This window comes from Bradyrhizobium sp. UFLA05-89 (genome assembly GCF_059803475.1).
Window position 1 is genome coordinate 1 of sequence record NZ_JBANBA010000012.1, and the last position, 17,578, is coordinate 17,578.

The 17,578-nt window shown below is 64.9% G+C and carries 15 protein-coding genes and 1 other RNA gene; 12 read left to right on the top strand and 4 right to left on the bottom strand.

Annotated features, from left to right (window positions below; all coding sequences use genetic code 11):
- Positions 1-73: 73 nt before the first annotated feature.
- Both SO139_RS08915 and SO139_RS08920 read right to left on the bottom strand, forming a co-directional pair.
- A complete protein-coding gene (locus SO139_RS08915) occupies positions 74-817 on the bottom strand; it encodes a sulfite exporter TauE/SafE family protein (RefSeq protein ID WP_449379323.1) in 744 nt (247 codons plus the stop codon).
- A 30-nt stretch (positions 818-847) separates the two neighbouring features.
- Positions 848-2,224 (bottom strand): aminotransferase-like domain-containing protein, encoded by a 1,377-nt coding sequence (locus SO139_RS08920; protein WP_449379322.1) that lies wholly within the window; start codon positions 2,222-2,224, stop codon positions 848-850.
- A gap of 78 nt (positions 2,225-2,302) precedes the next feature.
- Here SO139_RS08920 and SO139_RS08925 point away from each other — a divergent pair, with 78 nt between their 5' ends.
- A complete protein-coding gene (locus SO139_RS08925; protein WP_449379321.1) occupies positions 2,303-2,743 on the top strand; it encodes a DUF983 domain-containing protein in 441 nt (146 codons plus the stop codon).
- 64 nt (positions 2,744-2,807) lie between these two features.
- On the top strand, positions 2,808-3,536 hold the full coding sequence (locus SO139_RS08930) for an alpha/beta fold hydrolase (protein ID WP_449379320.1): 729 nt from the start codon (positions 2,808-2,810) through the stop codon (positions 3,534-3,536).
- A 259-nt stretch (positions 3,537-3,795) separates the two neighbouring features.
- Here the strand turns inward: SO139_RS08930 and rnpB are convergent.
- Positions 3,796-4,222: RNase P RNA component class A (gene rnpB / locus SO139_RS08935), an RNA gene on the bottom strand.
- A gap of 149 nt (positions 4,223-4,371) precedes the next feature.
- On the opposite strand from rnpB, the gene SO139_RS08940 reads away from it, so the two are divergent.
- A complete protein-coding gene (locus tag SO139_RS08940) occupies positions 4,372-4,722 on the top strand; it encodes a YciI family protein (RefSeq protein ID WP_449379319.1) in 351 nt (116 codons plus the stop codon).
- On the top strand, positions 4,719-5,954 hold the full coding sequence (locus SO139_RS08945) for an RNA polymerase sigma factor (RefSeq protein WP_498539952.1): 1,236 nt from the start codon (positions 4,719-4,721) through the stop codon (positions 5,952-5,954). Before SO139_RS08940 ends, SO139_RS08945 begins: the two co-directional genes overlap by 4 nt.
- A 177-nt stretch (positions 5,955-6,131) precedes the next feature.
- Here SO139_RS08945 and SO139_RS08950 read toward each other — a convergent pair whose 3' ends face one another.
- Positions 6,132-6,995, bottom strand: coding sequence for an N-acetylmuramoyl-L-alanine amidase (locus SO139_RS08950; protein WP_449379317.1), 864 nt, complete (start codon positions 6,993-6,995; stop codon positions 6,132-6,134).
- 450 nt (positions 6,996-7,445) lie between these two features.
- On the opposite strand from SO139_RS08950, the gene rsmH reads away from it, so the two are divergent.
- The 8 genes from rsmH (at position 7,446) to ftsW (ending at position 17,556) form a co-directional block, all read left to right on the top strand.
- On the top strand, positions 7,446-8,435 hold the full coding sequence (gene rsmH, locus SO139_RS08955; RefSeq protein ID WP_449379316.1) for a 16S rRNA (cytosine(1402)-N(4))-methyltransferase RsmH: 990 nt from the start codon (positions 7,446-7,448) through the stop codon (positions 8,433-8,435).
- Between the two features lie 3 nt (positions 8,436-8,438).
- Entirely contained in the window at positions 8,439-8,831 is a 393-nt protein-coding gene (gene ftsL, locus SO139_RS08960; protein ID WP_474799379.1) for a cell division protein FtsL, read from the top strand.
- On the top strand, positions 8,828-10,591 hold the full coding sequence (locus SO139_RS08965; protein ID WP_449379314.1) for a peptidoglycan D,D-transpeptidase FtsI family protein: 1,764 nt from the start codon (positions 8,828-8,830) through the stop codon (positions 10,589-10,591). The genes ftsL and SO139_RS08965 overlap by 4 nt, the downstream gene beginning before the upstream one ends.
- Positions 10,592-10,658: 67 nt before the next feature.
- A complete protein-coding gene (locus SO139_RS08970) occupies positions 10,659-12,131 on the top strand; it encodes a UDP-N-acetylmuramoyl-L-alanyl-D-glutamate--2,6-diaminopimelate ligase (RefSeq protein WP_449379313.1) in 1,473 nt (490 codons plus the stop codon).
- Positions 12,128-13,507 (top strand): UDP-N-acetylmuramoyl-tripeptide--D-alanyl-D-alanine ligase, encoded by a 1,380-nt coding sequence (locus SO139_RS08975; RefSeq protein WP_449379312.1) that lies wholly within the window; start codon positions 12,128-12,130, stop codon positions 13,505-13,507. The genes SO139_RS08970 and SO139_RS08975 overlap by 4 nt, the downstream gene beginning before the upstream one ends.
- Positions 13,508-13,650: 143 nt before the next feature.
- Positions 13,651-14,754, top strand: coding sequence for a phospho-N-acetylmuramoyl-pentapeptide-transferase (mraY, locus tag SO139_RS08980; RefSeq protein WP_449379311.1), 1,104 nt, complete (start codon positions 13,651-13,653; stop codon positions 14,752-14,754).
- A gap of 7 nt (positions 14,755-14,761) precedes the next feature.
- On the top strand, positions 14,762-16,162 hold the full coding sequence (gene murD, locus SO139_RS08985) for a UDP-N-acetylmuramoyl-L-alanine--D-glutamate ligase (RefSeq protein WP_449379310.1): 1,401 nt from the start codon (positions 14,762-14,764) through the stop codon (positions 16,160-16,162).
- A gap of 242 nt (positions 16,163-16,404) precedes the next feature.
- Entirely contained in the window at positions 16,405-17,556 is a 1,152-nt protein-coding gene (ftsW, locus tag SO139_RS08990) for a putative lipid II flippase FtsW (protein ID WP_449379309.1), read from the top strand.
- Positions 17,557-17,578 lie beyond the last annotated feature (22 nt).

Below are 17,578 nucleotides of genomic sequence, written 5' to 3' on the forward strand. Positions count from 1 at the left end.
CTGCGACGATGTCCGTGCTGTACTGCTCTCATCCAAAGACGTACCGTGCGGATGATTTTATGACACAGTAAGATTAGTGCGCGCTCACGCTGTTCCAGACGAGGCCGACACCCGACAGGAATAACAGGCCGAGCACGATATCGCCAAAATGCTTGTCGCTGAGCGCGTGGTAGACGCGCGCGCCACACCAGGCGCCGACCAGCGTGGCCGGAAACGCAATCAGCGCGAGCCAGATCACCTGCGTCGCGACGAAGCCTGACGCTGTCTGCAACACCAGCGCGGCTGCCAGCACCGTGAAATTGAAGAGCTGGAAGATGCCGCGCCGCTCATGCTTGTTCCAGCCGCGGATGTTGGCCCACAGGATCGGCAGCGGTCCCGACAACCCCGCAAGTCCGCCCAAGATGCCGCCGGCGAAACCGATCGCGCCATCGGCGATCCTGCCGCCGAACGTGAAGGCGAGCGGCCGTTTGTTGAGATAGAGCGCGGTTGGAAAGATCAGCAGCAGCACGCCGATGCTGAGCTTGAACACTTTTGGGTCGGCCTGGGCGACCATCATGGTTCCCAGCGGCACACCGGCAAGTCCGCCGATCAGGAATGGCCAGACCAGCGAGAGATCAAAGCTCTTCCACATCGAGGGCAGCGTGGACGCTTGCGCGATGACCGAACAGATCAGCACCAGCGGCACGGCGAGCGACGGCGGCAGTACGTAGAGCCAGACGCCGAGCGCCATCAGAGCCGTGCCGAAACCGGCCAGCCCCGAGACGAAGCCGCCGGCCAATGCGCCAAAAAGCAACAGCGCGTAGCTGAGCGTATCCACACCAATGTCCTTGTTGTCATGGGCGGTGTACTAGACGATCTGCCTGGCGTCGACCGATCCGTGCAGCGCACTGAGGAGAATTTGCAACGCCTGGCCGAGCTCGGCGCGATTGCGCGCCGCGCCAAGCGATAGTCGCGCCGCATGCGGCGGATGATCGCCGACCACGAAGGCGTCGCTGGCGATGACGGCAAGCCCGTTGCGCAGCAGTTGCGCTGATATCTCCGTCCGGCTCCGCCCCTCCGGCAGCCGCAGCCAGAGATGATGCGCGGCAGGTTTGGCCAGGAACTGAAGACCTTTCAGCGCGCGTTGCGCGAGCTGCTGACGGCCAATCGCCTCGTTGCGGATCGCCGTGATGATGCGGTCGGCGACACCGGTCTCGAGCCAATGGGTAACGAGCGCAACCATCAGCGGCGCGGGCATCTGCACTGTTGCCTGAAGAAAGCTGCGCATCCGTTGCTGCGCGTCGGCGTCGGGCGTCACCAGATAGGCCACGCGCAGCGCCGGCGCGATGCATTTGGAAAGCGTGGTGGCAAGATAAGTCCGCTCCGGAATGAGATTGGCTATCGGCGAGGCCGAACGGTCGAGCAGGCCATAGGCATCGTCCTCGATCAGCGTCGTATCGGCGTCGCGGACAATCTTGGCAATTGCGTTCCGCCGCTCGGCCGAAAGCGTCGCGGTAGTCGGATTGTGCAGCGTCGGAACGAGATAGACCGCCTTCGGCCTGTGCTCCCGGCACGCCCTGGTCAGTGCGTCCGGAAGGATGCCGCCTTCATCCATCGCAATGCCGACCAGTTTGACGCCGAGCCGCGCGGCGACCGCCTTGATGCCGGGAAAGGTGAGGGCTTCCGTCAACACGACATCGCCGGGCCCGGTGAGATGGGCGATGAGGTTGAACAGGATCGTCTGCGTGCCCGGAAAGATCACGAGCCGGTCGGGGCGGACGTGGGGAACGCGCGTACGCATCCACTTTGCGGCGACGTCGAGCTCGTGCGCGCTGCCGCCGGGTGGTTGATAGTTGAGATAGGCGGTGAGGCCGGATTGCTGGCGGATCGCCTCGAGGCTTGCAAGGATGCGTTCGTCGAGCTGCGCCTCCAGTGGATGCGGTGGCACGTTCATCGACAGATCGATCGTGACCGGGTGGGGCAGGTCGACCGTTCGTCGCGCGCTGGTCTCCGAGACGAACGAGCCCTGTCCGACCCGTGCCTCCAAAATCCCGCGCCGCCGTGCCTCGGTATAGGCGCGCGTCACCGTGGTGAGATCGATGCCAAGCGCCTTCGCCAGCGCGCGCTGCGTCGGCAGTTGCTGGCCGCGCAGCAGCCTGCCTGCGGCGATGTCGGCCTCCATGGCGTCGACGATGCGCTGATAGCGCGGGCCGCTGAGCTCGGAGATTGTAGGGATCCAATCCATGCAAATCTGACCATTTTCTTTGAATGTATGGATGCAAGATAGTATTGTATGGATCGTTGGAAAGAAAGAGGTGTGGTCATGGCGACCGGTTCAGTCTCTCTGGCGAAGGCGATGTGGCGCGGGTTTTGCGGCAGGTGTCCGCATTGCGGCGAAGGCCATTTGTTCAAGCGCTTCCTGAAAGTGGCCGACAGCTGCGAGGTCTGCGGCGAGGAGCTCTTTCACCATCGGGCCGATGATTTCCCAGCCTATCTCGTCATCGTCGTGGTCGGCCACCTCGTGGTGCCGGCGATCCTCGCGATCGAAACGGCTTATGCACCGCCGGTCTGGCTGCAATTGGCGGTGTGGCTACCGGTGACGTTGTTTGCTTCGCTCGCTTTGTTGCAGCCGACCAAGGGCGCCATCGTCGGACTGCAATGGCAGGTCGGCATGCACGGCTTCGAGGAAGCCAAGCGGCGCCGCGAAGCCGGCCGGCTCACGCCGGTGCTCGTCAAGGCCAAAGCTGCATCGCGAGCGGCCTGAGCACGCCCCGCGACGTTTACATCGCGCGGTCGGCCGCTAGACTTCATCGTATCAAGCAAGAACGATGGAAATGCCGGTGACCGCACGCTCGCCCAAAACCTTCCTGCTGTGTCATGGCGCCTGGTCCGGCGGGTGGGTCTGGAAGAAGATGCATCCGCTGATGGCGCAGGCGGGCCATCGTCTGGTGGCGCCGACCTACACCGGTCTCGGCGAGCGGTCGCATCTTGCAAATCCTTCGATTGACCTGGAGACGCATATCCAGGACATCCTCAACGTCATCAAGTTCGACGACCTCAGCGACATCGTGCTGCTTGGCCACAGCTATGGCGGCATGGTCGCGACCGGCGTTGCCGATCGCGCCCGCGACCGCATCACGCAACTGATCTATGTCGACGCCTTCGTGCCGCGCGACGGCCAGTCGCTGTTCGATCTGAATGAGCAGGGGCGCGAGCCGATGCGAAAAGCCGCTGCCGCAGGCGATGGCTACCGCATCCCGCCCAACCCGCCGCCGCCGGATACGCCGCAAGCCGATCTCGACTGGCTAAACGCCCGCCGCGTCAGCATGCCGGTGAAATGCTTCGAGACGAAGCTGAAGCTTGGACACGGCGAGCCGACGATGCCGCGCAGCTACATCTACTGCACGCGCATTCCACCTGGCGACGTGTTCGGGCAGTTCGCCAAGCGCACGAAGAGCGAGGCCGGCTGGCGCCATTTCGAGATCGACGCCAGCCACGCGCCGAACGTCACGGCGCCGGAGGCATTGATGGCGGTGCTTGAGAAGATCGTAGAGTAACCACGATCGTCATTCCGGGGCGCGACGAAGTCGCGAGCCCGGAATCATTCATCCACCAGCCCTGCGGCCCGATGGATTCCGGGTTCTCGCTTCCGCCTTCGCTCGTCGAGCTTCGGCGGACAAGTCGCGAGCCCCGGAATGACGGCCCTTGAAGTGGTGAGGGGTCCGATGCGTCGGCATCGAACCCCTCGTCGCTTCCTCAGTAAGACACGCTTTCTTCACGCGAACCGGAAAACCACTTCGCTCGAAAACGCTTTAGAGCATCAGCCGGCCTGTAAGCCGGGTTCTGTAGGGCACCGCCTGCTTGCGCCGGCGATACGTGACGGCCATTCCTCTGGGACAATGTTTGCACATTGCCTCGAGCAACCTACCCGGACGGCGGGCCTGACATCGCCCCGCGGCGTTATCGCTTTCGCGAACAGCCCGCTTAAGCCGTCCCTATTCGGTTTTGCTCCCGGTGGGGTTTGCCATGCCGGCTCCGTTGCCGGAACCGCGGTGCGCTCTTACCGCACCTTTTCACCCTTGCCCCGCAAAGCCCGAAGGCAAGCGGGGCGGTTCGTTCTCTGTGGCACTTTCCCTAGGGTCGCCCCCGCCGGACGTTATCCGGCACCGCATGTCAAGGGAGCCCGGACTTTCCTCCCCGGCGGCCTTTCGGCACTTGCAGGGGCGGCCGTCCGGCCGACTGACGGTGTACGCAATGGGCATTTATGACGGTTTCGTCAAGGCGATATCGGCGTCCACGCGGCATCCAAAATAATTTATCCTGAAGATGTCGTTTGATGTGCGCCCCGTTCGACCGGATGTCGGCGATCCAGCCGAACAACAGGAGTGAGCGATGCAGTATCTGCTGCTGATTTATCGGAACGAAGCTGACCTGGGCAAGATGACGCCCGAGGACCGGCAGGAGATGTCGGCGGAGTACGGTGTCTACACGCAATCCATCGTCCAGAGCGGCCATTTCAAGGCCGGCGACGGGCTGCAGCCGACGACGACCGCGACCACCGTGCGTGTGCGCGACGGCAAGACCCTGACGACCGATGGTCCCTTCGCGGAGACGCGCGAGCAACTCGGCGGCTACTATCTGGTCGAAGCCAAGGATCTCGACGCCGCGATCGCACTCGCCGCGCGGATTCCCGGTGCCAGGTACGGATCGATCGAGGTTCGTCCGATCATGATCTACAAGTGATCTCGTCCGCAGACATCGACAAGGTCTTTCGCGACGAGGCGGGGCGGGCGCTGGCCACGCTGATCCGCCTCGTCGGTGATTTCGATCTCGCTGAAGATGCACTCCAGGACGCTTTTGCGGTTGCACTGGAGCGGTGGTCTGCATGCGAGGTGCCCGACAACCCGCGCGCCTGGCTCGTCAATGTCGGGCGCAACAAGGCAATCGACCGCATTCGTCGCCAGGTCGCGTTTCGCGGCAAGCAGCAGGCGCTCGTGCATGAGCTCACGCTGGATGCGCAAGCGCCCGACGAGCCGCCGACGATGCTCGACGACGATATGTTGCGGCTGATCTTCACCTGCTGTCATCCTGCGTTTGCGCCCGAAGTCCAGGTCGCGCTCACGCTGCGCACGGTATGCGGACTCACCACCGCGCAGGTCGCGCGCGCATTTCTCGTCAGCGAGGAGGCGATGGGGCAGCGTCTCGTCCGTGCCAAGCAGAAGATCAGGCTCGCCGGCATTCCCTATGAGGTGCCGGAGCGCGACGCACTCGCGCCGCGGCTGTGCGGCGTTCTTGCCGTCATCTATCTCGTCTTCACCGAAGGCTATGTCGCGACGTCGGGTGCAGACCTGATGCGACCTGATCTTGCGATCGAGGCTATCCGGCTTGGCCGGCTGCTCGATCGCTTGATGCCAGGGCGCAGCGAGATCAAGGGTCTGCTGTCCCTGATGCTGCTGCACGATGCGCGGCGCGCCGGGCGCGAGACGTCGGCCGGCGACATCGTGCTGCTGGAGGAGCAGGACCGTACGCTGTGGGATCGTGCGCAGATCGAAGAAGGCTTGCGCCTGGTCGACGATGCGCTGCGCTTGCCCGGCCGGCCGCAGCCCTACGCCGTGCAGGCGGCGATTGCTGCGCTCCATGCGCGGGCGCCAAGTTATGAGGAGACTGACTGGCCGCAGATCGCCGGACTCTACGAAGTGCTGTTACGGATCAGCCCGTCGCCGGTGATCGAGCTCAATCATGCGGCGGCCGTGTCGATGGTCGACGGCCCCGCACGCGCGCTTGATCTCGTCGACGCGATCGCAGCGCGCGGCGGGCTGGACGGCTATGAGCTGCTGCCTGCGGTGCGCGCTGATTTGTTGCGACGGCTCGACCGGAAGGAAGAGGCGCGACAGGCATATGTTGCGGCGACGGCGGCGACGCAGCTCGCGCCGCTGCGGAGGCTGTATGCGCGAAGGATCAGGGAGTTGGATTAACCGCCTCGAATTCCGCCTTCGTGCCCCGGACGCAGCGCCTCTTTGGCGATGCGCTGCAGAGCCGGGGCCCATCTCACCGCAGCGGACCGCGTTGCCACTGGGTCCCGGCTCTGCGCGCCAACGCGAGGGCGTTGTCGCGCGTCCGGGACATGAGAGTGAGCTGCTCGACCGCCGCCGTCACTTCGACGCGACGGTCGTGCCTTCGGCCGGCAAGCTCGCCAGCAGTGCCTGCAATGTCGACAGCGTCGAATGATCGACGACACCATCCAGCCGCGCCGGGCGGAAATGGCGCTGGAAGGCGGTGACGACCTCCATCGTCGTTGCATCGTACTTGCCGGTGAGCGGGATGCCGTAGCCATATTTGGCGAGCGCCTGCTGCAGGCTCAGCACCTCGTCGCTGATGGTGCCGAGCATCAGACTTTCGCCGCGCACGATAGGCGCGGGCGTCACCCAGTGACCGACGCCGGAATTGGCCAGCGAGTGCCACGGGAATTTCTCGCCGGGATCCTTCTTGCGCGCCGGCGCGACGTCGGAATGGCCGAGCACCCGATGCGGCGCCACCTTGCGGCGGAGCATGATGCCGCGGCAGAGCGCGATTACGGCAGCGATCTGGCGCAGCGGAAATTCCGGGTAGCCCCAGTCATGGCCGCGATTGACGATCTCGATGCCGATCGAGCAGGAATTGACGTCGTCCTCACCCGCCCATGACGAGACGCCGGCGTGCCAGGCGCGCTTGCTCTCCGGCACGCATTGCACGATGCGGCCGTCCTCAAGCACGACATAGTGAGCCGACACCTCGGTGCCCGCCGTGCACAGCCGCGCCAGCGCGCCCTCGACATCGGGCATGCCGGTGTAGTGCAAGAGGATCATGTCCGGCTGGCGGGCCTTGTTGCGCTCGCCATAGTTCGGAGAGGGGATGATGTCGGAGACGATGGAGGAGTCGGGATCGAACGTCCGCATGCTCGCCGCGGCCTTGGGAACCGGGAGCACGCGTTGACGCTTCGAATCAGATCCTGATGACGCGGACGAACCGGACGACATTATGGGGCTCAATCGGAATAACGCTCAATCAGAGAGAGCGGCGGGCGCTTCAAGCCCTTCACTTTACTATTCCTTTACCCTTGCGGCGGCGCAATCGCCGGCTTCGGTTAACGGGCGCATTTTGTCCGATGTGTGTGGATGACGCATCACCACGGATTTTACCTTTTTGACTTGTAATCGAACCATCAACGCTTTCTTAACGCTAAGGGCCGTTACTGAGAGTGAAGAGCCGCCCCGCGTCCGGAGGTGGCCAACGCGTTTTTTGTTCGAAATCCCATGGCTGCCCGACAAATTCCATGCGGAAAACAGGGTCTGCAGCCTGGGACCGCCGGGCTGGGCGAGCGCGCCGTACAGGGGTTGAGCCGTGGAACCGCCGCGAAGCGGAACAATTCGAGACGTGATGGACGCGTTAACCATCGTTCTCGCCCGCGCCGCTTGCGAGCCGGGCGCATGAGTTCGGCTGCCCACATTCCCGTTCTCGGCCGTGAGGCGATCGAGCATCTCGCGCCGCGCGAGGGTGGCGTCTATGTCGATGCGACCTTCGGTGGCGGCGGCTACAGCCACGCCATCCTGGATATGCCGGGAACTCGTATCATCGGCATCGATCGCGATCGCACCGCGATCGCCGGTGGCTTTGACCTGGTCGACCGCTCTGGCGGGCGCCTTATCTTGGTCGAAGACCGCTTCTCGAATCTCGCCGAGGTCTGCGCCGCGCAAGGCGTTGACGCCGTCGACGGTGTCGTCATGGACGTCGGCGTCTCCTCGATGCAGCTCGACCAGGCCGGCCGCGGCTTCTCGTTCCGGCTCGACGGTCCCCTCGACATGCGGATGGGGCAGGCTGGACCGACCGCAGCGGACGTCGTCGCAAAGGCGTCCGAGAGCGATCTTGCCGACATCATCTACCTCTTCGGCGAGGAGCGGCATTCGCGCAAAGTCGCGCGCGCCATCGTCGCAGCACGGCAGGAAGCACCGATCACGACCACGCGCGCGCTCGCCGATCTCGTTGCACGAGTCGTGCGCTCGAAGCCCGGCGACATCCATCCGGCGACGCGGACGTTCCAGGGCTTGCGCATCTTCGTTAATGAAGAGCTCGAAGAGCTTCAGACGGCGCTTGCAGCCGCCGAGCGCGTGCTGAGGCCTGGCGGGCGGCTGGTCGTGGTTTCCTTCCATTCGCTGGAAGACCGCATCGTCAAGAATTTCCTCAGCGAACGCGCCAAGACCGGCGGGGGCTCGCGGCATTTGCCCGAGGTCGCGCAGGTGCCGCCGAGTTTCCAGCTCCTGACGCGGCGTCCGGTCGTCGCTGGCGAAGATGAGGTCGCGCACAATCCGCGCGCGCGTTCCGCCAAGTTGCGCGCCGCCGAGCGGACCGCCTCTGCCGCGCATGCCGAGGGCGAGTCATCGTCCTGGCCGAGCCTTTCCGATGTCATGAGGGGCGGCTAGCGCATGCGCATCATTCACCTCTTGGTCATCGGCGCGCTGATCTTCGCCGCGGCCTATGTCTACCGGATCAAGATGGAGTCCACCGCGCGCACCGAGCGAGTGCTGCGCCTGCATGCCGACATCCGCGAGCAGCGCGATGCCATCGCCGCATTGCGCTCCGAATGGGCCAAGCTCGATGCGCCATTGCGGCTGCAAGGACTTGCCGAGCGGCATCTGCCGCTCAAGCCGGTCAATGGCACGCAATACGATCAGCTGAAGAACCTGCCCGACCGCCCGCCGCGGCTGGTCAAGCCCGGCGAGCCCGATCCGATCGGCGCCATGATCAACACCATTGAAGCTGCGACCGATGCCGACACGGTCACGGGTTCGGTGCGAGAGCCGGAGGACAAGCAATGAGCGCCGCCACTCCGGGCAAACCCGCAAAGCCGGCGCAGCGGGCAACCGAGCCTTGGCGTCAGCGGCTGATCCGCAGCCTGCTCTACGGGCGCAACGTCGATCGCGCGGCGAAGGCGCGTGCGCGCGTGGGCCTTGCGATCCTGGCGTTTTCGGCCGTCTATGCGCTAATCGGCGGCCGTCTCGTGATGTTCGCCATCGGTGCCGACGTCCACAGCGCACGGCGCGGCGGCGCGCAGGACGTGGTTGCGACCGCGCGGCCCGACATCGTCGATCGCAACGGCGAGATCCTTGCCACCGACGTCAAGGCGCCGAGCCTGTTCGGCGAACCGCGCCGCATCATCGACAAGGACGAGGCGATCGAACTCCTGACCGCCACCGTGTCTGACCTCGACGAGGCCGAGGTACGCGAGCGGCTATCCGCGCGAAAGGGGTTCGTCTGGCTGAAGCGCGAGATCACGCCGAAGCAGCAGCAGGAGATCCACAAGCTCGGCATTCCCGGCATCGGGTTCCTGCGCGAGAACAAGCGCGTCTATCCAACCGGCAACGAGGTCGCCCACCTCATCGGTCTCGTCAACATCGACAACCAGGGCATCGCCGGCATGGAGAAGTGGCTCGACAATAACGGGCTCGCCGATCTCCACCGTGCGGGCTTTGCCACCGACCGCCTGCAAAAGCCGATCGAGCTGTCGGTGGACTTGCGCGTCGAGCACGCGCTGCGCGACGAACTGTTGAAGGCGAAGGAGAAGTTTCACGCCAAGGCGGCGTCGGGCCTCGTCTCCAACGTCAAGACCGGCGAGATCGTGGCGATGGTCTCGGTGCCGGACTTCGACCCGAACAACCCGAAGGAAGCCCACGACCCCGATCGCATCAACCGCCTGACCACCGGCGTCTACGAGATGGGCTCGACCTTCAAGGCCTTTACGCTCGCCATGGCGCTCGACTCCGGCAAGGTCGATCTCAATTCGATGTGGGACGCGCGCGGGCCGCTGCACTACGGCAAGTTCGCCATTCATGACGATCACGCGCTCGGCCGCTTCATCAGCATGAAGGAAGTGTTCTATTACTCCTCCAACGTCGGTGCGGCGCGCATCGCGCTCTCGCAAGGCGTCGAGGCGCACAAGGCCTTCCTGCGCAAGATGGGGCAGCTCGAGCGGCTCCGCACCGAATTGCCGGAGAGCGCCTCGCCGATCGTGCCGAAGCGCTGGGCGGAGCTCAACACGGTGACCATCTCCTTCGGTCACGGCATCGCGGTCGCGCCGCTGCAGGCGGTGATGGGCATCGATGCGCTGGTCAATGGCGGCTATCTCATTCCGCCGACCTTCTTGAAGCGCACGGAGGCCGAGGCGATGGCGATGGCAAAGCGCGTCATCAAGCCCGAGACCTCGGACAAGATGCGCTATCTGATGCGGCTCAACGCCGAGGTCGGTACCGCCAAGAAGGCCGACGTTCCCGGCTATTACATCGGCGGCAAGACCGGCACGGCCGAAAAGGTCATCAACGGCCACTACGCCAAGAAGCGTGTGCTCAACGCCTTCACCGCGATCCTGCCGGCGGACAATCCGAAATACCAGCTCCTGATCATGCTGGACGAGCCGCAGCCTCTGAAAGAGACCTATGGCTTGATTACCTCGGGCTGGAACGCGGTGCCCACGGGCGGCAAGGTGATCGAGCGGATCGCGCCGCTGCTCGGGATCGAGCCCCGTTTCAACCTGCCGCCGTCCGACCGCCTTATTCTTGCAGCATCCAGGACAACCCAGTAAGCCGTAACCGGGCTGCCCCGAGTCGGGTTTCCTCCTGGATCCGGCTTGGCATTTCGACTGGAAGGCCATGAAACTGCGCGACCTCCTAGGTCAGGATTTTCTGGGCAATGATGCCGCAATCGAGCCCGCCGTCGCGGCGCTCGATGCGACGGGGCTTGCGCTCGACAGCCGCGTCGTCAAACCGGGTGATCTCTTCTTCGCGCTCGCCGGCAGCAAGACCGACGGCGCACGCTTCACCGACGCGGCGATCGCCGCAGGCGCGGTCGCTGTCGTCGGCGACCATGCGCCGGATACCTGCAAGGTGCCGTTCATCGCGGTCTCCAATCCGCGGCGTGCGCTGGCTCTGGCCGCGGCAAGATTCTTCCCCGCCCAGCCTGCGACGATTGCGGCGGTGACCGGCACCAGTGGCAAGACCTCAGTCGCGGCCTTCACGCGGCAGATCTGGGAGCGGCTCGGCCACGCGTCCGCCAGCATCGGGACCATCGGCCTTGTCTCGCCCAAGCGTACCGTCTACGGCTCGCTGACGACGCCCGATCCGATTGCGCTGCACCGGCAGCTCGATGAGATTGCGCGCGATGGCGTCACGCATCTGGCGTTCGAAGCGTCCTCGCACGGGCTCGATCAATATCGCCTCGACGGCGTGCGCGTCGCGGCCGGCGGCTTCACCAACCTCACGCGCGACCACATGGACTATCACCCGACCATCGCGCACTATCTTGCAGCGAAGCTGCGGCTGTTCCGCGATCTGGTCGCACCTGGCGGCGCGGCTGTGATCTCCGCCGATCATGATTGCTCGACTGAGGCGATCGAGGCCGCGAGGTCGCGCGGCCTGCGCGTGATGGCGGTCGGCCGCAACGGCGACGGGGCAGGCGAGGGCATCCGCCTCGTCGATGCCAAGGTCGACGGCTTTTCGCAAGCGCTCGCAATCGGGCATCGCGGCAAGGCGTATTCGATCAGGCTGCCGCTGGTCGGCGCGTTCCAGGTCGAGAACGCGCTGGTCTCCGCTGGCCTTGCGATCGGCACCGGCAGCGATGCGGGAGGCGTGTTTGCGAGCCTCGAACATCTCGAAGGCGCCAAGGGGCGGCTCGAGCTCGTTGGCGAACGCAATGGCGCGCCGATCTTCGTCGACTACGCGCACAAGCCGGATGCATTGGTCAAGGCACTTCAGGCGCTCCGGCCCTATGCCAAACGCAAGCTGATCGTCGTGTTCGGCGCCGGCGGTGATCGTGATGCCGGCAAGCGACCGATCATGGGCGCTATCGCGGCGGAGAATGCCGACGGTGTCATCATCACCGACGACAATCCGCGCAGCGAAAAGCCGGAAGCCATTCGCGCCGCAATCCTTGGCGCTGCAAAGGGCGCGAAAGAGATCGGTGATCGCGCAGCGGCGATCCGCGCGGCAATCGAGGAGCTCGAGCCGGGCGATGCGCTGCTGATTGCCGGCAAGGGCCACGAGACCGGGCAGATCATCGGCGGCCAGGTGCTGCCGTTCAGCGATCACGAGGCGGTCGCCGCCGCATTAGCGACGAGGGTTTCATGAGCGCGCCATTGTGGACGATTGCCGAGGTCGCGCGCGCGCTGGGGATCGCGGGATCGTTCCCGGACACGGCCATCGACTTCGTCACCCAGGACAGCCGCCTGGTGAAGCCGGGCAGCCTGTTCGTCGCGCTGAGCGGCACGCCTAGCGGCGGCTTCATCTCGGCCTTCGCCAGCGCGCGCGACGGCTGGGAGTTTGCCGACAAGGCGGAAGCTTCCGGCGCGGTCGCGATGATCGTGCCGCATGAGATCGCGGGCATCCGCATCCCACAGCTCATCGTCAAGGACACGCTGATCGACGGCCTCTGGGGCCTCGCGCGTGCCGCCCGCGCCCGCTTTGCGGGGCCGGTCGTCGGGCTCACTGGCAGCGCCGGCAAGACCAGCACCAAGGAATATCTCGCCGCCTACCCGAACGCCTATGCGAACCCGTCCAGCTTCAACAATTTCTGGGGCGTGCCGCTGACGCTGTGCAATGCGAGGCCTGATGCGAGCCTCTGGGTCGTCGAGATGGGCATGAACCAGACCGGCGAGATCGCGCGACTGAGCGAGCTGACGCGGCCGACGGTGGCGCTGGTCGTCAACGTGCAGCCGGTGCATCTGGAAAAGCTCGGCTCGCTCGAAGCCATCCGGCGCGAGAAGGTTTCGATCGCACTCGGCCTGCCGAATGACGGCGTGCTGGTGTTGCCGGCCGATATCGCCGCGCCCGAATGGAACGGCAAGGTCATCCGTTTCGGCGACGGCACCGAGGTCCGCGAGCTCGGGCACACGCCACATGGTGAAAGCTGGCAGGTGAGGGCGCAAGTCGGCGACAAGGAGATCGACTTCAGCCTCACGCCCGGCGCGCCGCACCGCGTCCACAACGCGCTCGCCGCGCTGGCCTCGATTCACGCGGCCGGTCTCGATGCCGCTGCGCTCGCGGCGAGGCTCGATGGTGTCGGCATCATGACTGGCCGCGGCGTCGAGCAGACCGTCGGCGGCATCACCGTGATCGACGACAGCTTTAACGGCAATCCGGCCAGCATGGCCGCGGCTCTGGAAAGTCTCAAGGCGCGCCACATGACCAGTGGCCGCCGCATCGCCGTGATCGGCGACATGCTCGAGCTGGGAACTGACGCGCCGTCCTATCACGTGAATCTTGCAAGACATCTCGACGGCATCGACGGCGTCTACTGTGTCGGTCCGTTGATGCATCATCTCTACCAGAAGCTGCCGCTGGCCAAGAGCCTCGGCTGGCATGACGATCCTGCCACGCTGGCCCCGCGAGATGTCGCAGATCTGCTGAAGGCAGGCGATGTCGTGGTTGTCAAGGGCAGCAAAAAGATGTTCTGGGTCAACAAGTTTGTGCCGGGGCTAGTGGCTGCCTTGCAGGCAAAGGCGTAAACTGGTTAAGCGCCGTGTCTGATCCCACAACACCGGCCGTCCGATTTTTGAGGGTCGCCCGACCACACCATGGAAGCCGGCGAAATACGCCAAAAGCGCTTTCGGCAAGGCCGCATGTGATGAGGCGGTATAGGACTGTCTGAATGTTTTACTGGCTGATCGAACTCTCCAACACGTTTCCGAGCTTCGGTGCGTTTCGCACCGTGCTGAACGTCTTCCGCTACATCACTTTCCGCACCGGCGGTGCCGTTGTCACCGGCGCGTTGTTCGTGTTCCTGTTCGGGCCCTGGATCATCGATCATTTGCGCATCCGCCAGGGCAAGGGCCAGCCGATTCGGGAAGACGGCCCGCAATCGCATCTCAGCAAGAAGGGCACGCCCACCATGGGCGGGCTGATGATCCTGTCCGGCCTCACGGTCGGCACGGTGCTGTGGGCCAACCCGCTCAATCCCTATGTCTGGATCGTGCTCGCGGTGACGCTCGGCTTCGGCTTCGTCGGCTTCTACGACGATTACCTCAAGGTGACCAAGCAGACGACGAGCGGGTTCGGCGGCAAGCTTCGCCTGCTGATCGAGGCGGTCATCGCGCTGGTCGCCTGCTATGCGCTGGTGCGGCTGAATCGCGATCCCGCGTCGACCGCGTTGACGATTCCTTTCCTCAAGGACACCGTTCTGCATTTCGGCTGGTTCTTCGTGATCTTCGGCGCCTTCGTCATCGTCGGCGCCGGCAATGCGGTGAACCTCACCGACGGTCTCGACGGCCTCGCCATCGTGCCGGTGATGATCGCCACCGCGAGCTTTGCCATGATCGCCTATCTCGCCGGTAACGCCGTGTTCGCCGATTACCTCCAGATCAAATATGTCGCGGGCACCGGCGAGCTCGCCGTGCTCTGCGGAGCGCTGCTGGGAGCGGGCCTCGGCTTCCTCTGGTTCAACGCACCGCCGGCCTCGATCTTCATGGGCGACACCGGTTCGCTGGCGCTCGGCGGCATGCTCGGCTCGATCGCCGTTGCGGTGAAGCACGAGATCGTGCTCGCCGTGATCGGCGGCCTGTTCGTGCTGGAGGCGGTCTCGGTGATCGTGCAGGTCGTCTCGTTCAAGCTGACGGGAAAACGCATCTTCAGGATGGCGCCGATCCATCACCATTTCGAGCAACTCGGCTGGACCGAGCCGCAGATCGTGATCCGCTTCTGGATCATCTCGGTGATGCTGGCGCTCGCCGGCCTTTCCACGCTGAAGCTGCGGTGATCGATCGATGATCCCGGTCACATCGTTTGCCGGCAAGACGGTCGCGGTGTTCGGGCTCGGCGGCTCGGGCCTCGCAAGCTGCCACGCCCTGAAAGCCGGCGGCGCCGAGGTGATCGCCGGCGACGACAGTGCCGACAATCTCGCCAAGGCAGCGCAGGAAGGTTTCATCACCGCCGAACTGCGCACCGTGTCGTGGGCGAATTTCTCGGCGCTGGTGCTCGCGCCCGGCGTGCCGCTCACCCATCCGGCGCCGCACTGGAGCGTCTTGAGGGCGCGCGAGGCCGGCGTCGAGGTGATCGGCGACATCGAGCTGTTCTGCCGCGAGCGGCGACGCCACGCGCCGAACGCACCGTTCGTCGCCATCACCGGCACCAACGGTAAGTCCACCACCACGGCGCTGATCGCGCATCTCACCAAGGTTGCCGGCTACGACACCCAGATGGGCGGCAATATCGGCACCGCGATCCTGTCGCTGGAGCAGCCGCGCATGGGCCGCGTCCATGTCGTCGAGATGTCGTCCTACCAGATCGATCTCACGCCGTCGCTCGATCCCTCCGCCGGCATTCTGCTCAATGTCAGCGAGGACCACATCGACCGCCACGGCACCATCCAGCACTATGCCGCGGTGAAGGAGCGTCTCGTCGCCGGAGTGCAAGCGAGCGGCACCTCGATCGTCGGCGTCGACGACGGCTGGTGCCGCGACATCGCCGACCGGCTCGACCGCGCCGGCAAGAACGTGGTGCGCATCTCCGTCAAAAATCCGCTTGCGACCGGCATCTATGTCGAGCACGACACGATCGTCCGCGCCTCGGGCGGCGCCCGCAGCGAGGTCGCAAAGCTCGGCGGCATCGGTTCGCTGCGCGGCCTGCACAATGCGCAGAATGCCGCCTGCGCCTCCGCCGCCGCGCTCGCGATGGGCATCAGCCTCGACGTGCTCCAGAACGGCCTGCGCAGCTTTCCCGGCCTTGCGCATCGCATGGAGCAGGTCGGCCGCCGCGGCAACGTGCTGTTCGTCAACGACTCCAAGGGCACCAACGCAGACGCTGCCGCGCATGCGCTGTCGTCCTTTGCCGACATCTTCTGGATTGCCGGTGGCAAGCCGAAGATGGGCGGCATCACCAGCTTGACGAGCTTCTTCCCGCGCATCCGAAAGGCCTATCTGATCGGCGAGGCCGCGCAGGAGTTTTCCGGCACGCTGGGCACGCGAGTCGCCCACGAGATTAGCCAGACGCTGGACGTCGCCGTCGAGCACGCCGCGCGCGACGCGGAAGCATCAGGCATCAGCGAGGCCGTCGTGCTGCTCTCGCCCGCCTGCGCCTCCTTCGACCAGTACCGAAATTTCGAGATCCGCGGCGCCAGGTACCGCGAGCTGGTCCAGGCGCTGCCGGGTGTGAAGCCGGTGGTGTAGGGTGCACTTATTCCTTGCACTCCGCTGTCGTCGTCCGGCTTGACCGGACGACCCAGTATTCCCCAGAGACGGCGACGAATACGGCGAGGCCGCGGCGTACTGGATGGCCCGGTCAAGCCGGGCCATGACGAGCATTTGGGGACGCGCTGTGCGCTATTTCCAAAGTTATCGATCCCATTAACCCCCCGTAAACCAACCTCGGCGACCAATGGGCTGATCTCTGTCCGAAAGTCGGCCGCCCCATGCTCTCCCGTGAAGAACGCACCCCCTTTTCCGAATGGTGGTGGACCGTCGACAAGCCGCTGCTCGGCGTCATCCTGGCGCTGATGCTGACTGGCGTCATCCTGTCGCTGGCGGCGAGCCCGCCGGTTGCGACCCGCATCGGGCTCGATCCCTTCCACTTCTTCAGCCGGCACGTGATGTTTCTGGCGCCGTCCTTCATTGTCCTGATCGGCGTGTCGTTTCTGTCGCCGCGTGCGATCCGGCGCAGCGCGCTGATCATCTTCGCGATCAGCATCATACTCATCGTGGTGACGCTCGCCATTGGCCCCGAGGTGAAGGGCTCGCGGCGCTGGATCACGCTGCTCGGCGTCAACATCCAGGCCTCCGAGGCCGCAAAGCCGTCATTCGTCGTCATCGCCGCCTGGCTGTTCGCAGAATCGACCAAGCGGCCTGAGATGCCCGCGACCTCGATGGCGCTGGTGCTGCTGTTGATGCTGGTCTCGCTCCTCGTCATGGAGCCCGATTTCGGCCAGACCATGCTGATCCTGATGGTGTGGGGCGCGCTGTTCTTCATCGCGGGCATGCGCATGATCTGGGTGTTCGGGCTTGCGGGCGCCGCCTCCGCCGGCCTGTTCAGCGCCTATCTTTTTGTTCCGCATGTCGCCGGGCGCATCAAGCGATTCATGAATCCGGCTTCTGGCGACACCTTCCAGGTCGATACCGCGATGGAAGCCTTCTACAACGGCGGATGGTTTGGCCTGGGGCCGGGCGAGGGCATCGCCAAGCGCAGCCTGCCGGACAGCCACACCGACTTCGTGTTTGCCGTCGCGGCCGAAGAGTTCGGCATCATCCTGTGCCTTGCGATGCTGGCGCTGTTCGCCTTCATCGTCATCCGCACGCTGTCGCGCGCCTATGCCAATGAGGACATGTTCTCGCGCTTTGCCGCCTCCGGCCTTGCCATCCTGTTCGGCGTGCAGGCCGCGATCAACATGTCGGTCAATCTTCAGCTCATCCCGGCCAAGGGCATGACGCTGCCGTTCATCTCCTATGGCGGCTCCTCCATCGTGACGCTCGCTTACGGCGTCGGCATGATGCTGGCGCTGACACGGCTGCGTCCGCGCACCGAGGTCGAGTCGATCGGCCGCGCCGAGGCGATGCGCAGCTACGCGTGATGCCCGACCCTCACCCTGAGGA